This window comes from Micromonospora sp. ATA51, from assembly GCF_016802855.1.
Taxonomy (GTDB): Bacteria; Actinomycetota; Actinomycetes; order Mycobacteriales; family Micromonosporaceae; genus Micromonospora; species Micromonospora sicca.
In genome coordinates, this window is the sequence record NZ_JAEVHJ010000491.1 from 1 (window position 1) to 3,378 (window position 3,378).

5 protein-coding genes are annotated in these 3,378 nt (G+C 70.5%); 4 read left to right on the plus strand and 1 reads right to left on the minus strand.

Features of this window, described 5'->3' with window-relative positions; all coding sequences use genetic code 11:
- The first annotated feature begins 324 nt into the window (after window positions 1–324).
- From JNW87_RS40085 to JNW87_RS36515, 4 genes are read left to right on the plus strand one after another with little or no spacing between them, the layout of a single operon-like run.
- Window positions 325–924, plus strand: a complete 600-nt coding sequence (locus tag JNW87_RS40085; RefSeq protein ID WP_255544780.1) for a tyrosine-type recombinase/integrase — start codon at window positions 325–327, stop codon at window positions 922–924.
- A complete protein-coding gene (locus JNW87_RS40090) occupies window positions 866–1,228 on the plus strand; it encodes a tyrosine-type recombinase/integrase (protein ID WP_255544781.1) in 363 nt (120 codons plus the stop codon). The genes JNW87_RS40085 and JNW87_RS40090 overlap by 59 nt, the downstream gene beginning before the upstream one ends.
- Window positions 1,225–2,163, plus strand: coding sequence for a tyrosine-type recombinase/integrase (locus JNW87_RS36510; RefSeq protein WP_238455280.1), 939 nt, complete (start codon window positions 1,225–1,227; stop codon window positions 2,161–2,163). Before JNW87_RS40090 ends, JNW87_RS36510 begins: the two co-directional genes overlap by 4 nt.
- Complete coding sequence (locus JNW87_RS36515; protein WP_238455281.1) at window positions 2,160–3,149, plus strand: tyrosine-type recombinase/integrase; 990 nt, start codon at window positions 2,160–2,162, stop codon at window positions 3,147–3,149. The genes JNW87_RS36510 and JNW87_RS36515 overlap by 4 nt, the downstream gene beginning before the upstream one ends.
- A gap of 21 nt (window positions 3,150–3,170) precedes the next feature.
- On the opposite strand, the gene JNW87_RS36520 is transcribed toward JNW87_RS36515, so the two are convergent.
- Window positions 3,171–3,378: hypothetical protein (locus JNW87_RS36520; protein WP_238455282.1), on the minus strand; the 208-nt coding region annotated here is incomplete at its 5' end.

Consider the following 3,378-nt stretch of genomic DNA (forward strand, 5'->3'; position numbering starts at 1 on the left):
CTGCGCCGCCGCTGGATGCGAAAGCCGAGGAAGACGAAACCGTCGTCGATGTGGGTGATGTGGGTCTTCTCCGGCGACAGGGTCATCTTCAACATGCGGCCAGCATCTGGCCGACTTCGGCTCGGATAGCTTCGGCGTCAGACTTCGTGCCGTGCACCAGCACGACGAAGTCGTCGGCTTATGCCGAGGACCGGATTATGCCGAGAGTGGTTGCGTTGCTCCTGGCCAAGGGCGGTGAGTGGGTTCTTGGTGTCGGCATAATCTTGCGCGCTCGTTAGTGACCTGCCTGTCTGGTTCGTGTCAGTGATTCCTCCAGACTGGGAGATGATCATGGAGACGGACGTTGACAGCGCGGTGCTGCTGGCGGAGTTCCGCACGTGGCTGGAGCGGGAGCGGGGCCTGTCGCCGGTGTCGGTGCGCTGCTATTCCAAGCAGGCAAAGTACTTCCTGACTGCGGTCGGCGGGCCGGTAGCGGTGAGCGGGCTGGACGCGGGCAAGGTGACCGCGTTCATGGTGGAGCATTGCCGGGACCGCAACCGCTGGTCGGCGAAGGCGATGGTGACGTCGCTACGGGCGTTCCTGCGGTTCGCTCACGCGACCGGGCGCACGGCCGTCCCGCTGGCGGGCGCGGTCCCAGCGGTGGCGTCCTGGCGGCTGGCCTCGCTGCCGCGCGGCCTGTCGGCGGCCGAGGTGGACAGGCTCCTGGCAGGCTGCGGCCGGGAGACTGCGGCCGGTCTGCGGGATTACGCGGTCCTGTCGCTGCTGGCACGTCTCGGGCTGCGCGGCGCGGAGGCCGCGGGCCTGCAGCTCGGCGACGTCGACTGGCGGGCAGGCGAGGTCGCGGTCACGGGCAAGGGCAGCCGCATTGAGCCGGCTTCCCCTGCCGGCCCCGGCCGGGGAGGCGCTTGCCGCCTGGCTGGCTAACGGCCGGCCGCAGTGCGAGTCGCGGGCGGTGTTCGTGACCGTGCGGCGGCCTTACCGGCAGCTGACGCCCGAGGCGGTCCGCGCCGTCATGGGCCGGGCTTGCGGCAGGGCCGGGCTGCAGCGGCGGGGCGCCCACCGGTTGCGGCACGCGCTGGCGACCGAGATGCTGCGCGCCGGGGCTTCCCTGCCCGAGGTCGGCCAGGTTCTCCGTCACCGCAGCCAGCTGTCCACGGCGCTGTATGCCAAGGTCGACCAGAACGCGCTGCGCCCGCTGGCGCGTCCGTGGCCGGGAGCCGGGAAGTGAGCGCGCTGCGGGCGGCGGCCGGGGAGTACCTGGCCATGCGCCGCGCGCTCGGGTTCAAGCTGACCACGCAAGGCCGGCACCTGATGAGCTTCGTCCGGTTCTGCGAGGAACGCGGCGCTGACCGGGTGACCGCGGACCTGGCGATCGAGTGGGCGACCCGGACCAGCCGGGGCAGCGGCAACGAGGTCTACCAGGCCCGGCGGCTCGACGTCGTGCGGATCTTCGCCCGGCACCTGCAGGCCCTGGATCCCGCCACCGAGGTCCCGCCCGATGACGTGCTGACGCGCCGTTACCTGCGAATCCCGCCCTATCTCTACTCCCCGCAGGAGATCGCCGCGCTCATGAGCGCGGCGCACGCCCTCCGGCCGGCGCTGCGCGCGGCGACCTGGCGGACGCTTATCGGCCTGCTGGCGGTGACCGGCATGCGCCAGGGAGAAGCATGCCGCCTGCGCCGGGATGACGTCGACCTGGAGGCCGGGACGCTCCTGATCGCCGATACCAAGTTCGGCAAGTCCCGGCTGGTGTTCCTGCACCCGACCGCAATCACCGCGCTGCGCGCCTATGAGCACGCCCGCGACCAGGCATTCCCGGAACCGGAGGCGGCCACGTTCCTCATGAACAGCCGCGGCGGGCCGCTGGACGGGCACAACATCCAGCACACGTTCGCCGTGCTCGTCGCAGCGGCGGGAATCCAGCCCCCGCCCGGGCGGCGCGCTCCCCGGCTGCACGACCTCAGGCACGTGTTCACGGTCGCGACCATGCTGGACTGGTACCGCGACGGCGGGAACGTGCAGGCCCGGCTCCCGCTGCTGTCCACCTGGCTCGGCCACGTCGACCCGAAGTCCACCTACTGGTACCTTCAGGCCGTCCCCGAACTCCTCGCCCTGGCAGCCGGCCGGCTCGAACAACAGGCGGACAGGCAGGCGGTCCCATGACCGACCTGGCCCCCATCCTGCAAGGGTTCTTCACCGACCGGCTAGCGCGGCAGAAGAAGGCCAGCCCGAACACAGTCGCCGCCTACCGCGACACGTGCAGACTCCTACTCGCCTTCGCGCAGGACACCACCGGCAAGCCACCCAGCAGGCTCAGCCTCGCCGACCTCGACGCCACGCTAATCGGCGCGTTCCTGCAGCACCTGGAACAACAGCGAGGCAACGGCAGCGCCACCCGCAACGCCCGGCTGGCCGCGATCCACTCGCTGTTCCGCTACGCGGCCCCGCGAACACCCGAGCACGCCGCCGTGATCAGCCAGGTCCTGGCCATCCCGCCCCGGCGGCGCGAGCGCGCCATCGTCAGCTACCTCACCCCCGAGGAGACCGACGCGCTGCTCGCCGCGCCCGACCAGGAAACCTGGCACGGACGCCGCGACCACGCCCTGCTCCTGCTCGCCGTCCAGACCGGACTGCGGGTATCGGAACTCACCGGCCTTGCCAGCCAGGACACGCACCTGGGCGCCGGGCCGCACGTCCGATGCCACGGCAAGGGCCGCAAAGACAGGGCAACACCCCTGACCAACCAGACCGTCAAAGTGCTGAGAACCTGGCTCGCCGAGTGCAGTCCCGCCCCAGGCGACCCGCTGTTCCCCACCCAGGCCGGAGGCCGGCTCTCCCGCGACGCCGTCGAGCGGCTCGTCGCCAAGCACGCAGCCACCGCAGAAGCCACCTGCCCGTCGATCAAGGAAAAGAACGTCACTCCCCACACGCTCAGGCACACCGCCGCCATGTCACTGCTGCGAGGCGGGGTGGACACCTCGGTCATCGCCCTCTGGCTCGGCCACGAGAACGCGGAAACCACCCACGTCTACCTCCACGCCGACATGACCATCAAGGAACAAGCCCTCGCCCGCGTCCAGCCACCCGGCACCAGCCCCGGCCGCTACCGCCCGCCCGACGCCCTCCTGGCGTTCCTCGACAACCTCTGACCACCACCCGCGAACACCGGATTATGCCGATCCGCGAACAGCCGGCCCTCTGCCGAGCAGGCAGTTCACCACCGTGGTCGCCATAATCCGGTCCTCGGCATAAGCGGACTTATGCCGAGCTCGGCATAAATCGGCGTAACGCACCAGCCGGTAGTTCGGCAGCCCTTTGCGGCGGCGTTGTTGACGCCGCCACGGTGGGCTCATGTCCCGTTCCCAGGTCCGGGCGAAA

Excerpts from the sequence above, each read along its gene's own strand:
- JNW87_RS36515 (WP_238455281.1), top strand. The coding sequence starts at position 2,160 with ATGACCGACCTGGCCCCCATCCTGCAAGGGTTCTTCACCGACCGGCTA.
- JNW87_RS40085 (WP_255544780.1), top strand. The coding sequence starts at position 325 with ATGATCATGGAGACGGACGTTGACAGCGCGGTGCTGCTGGCGGAGTTC.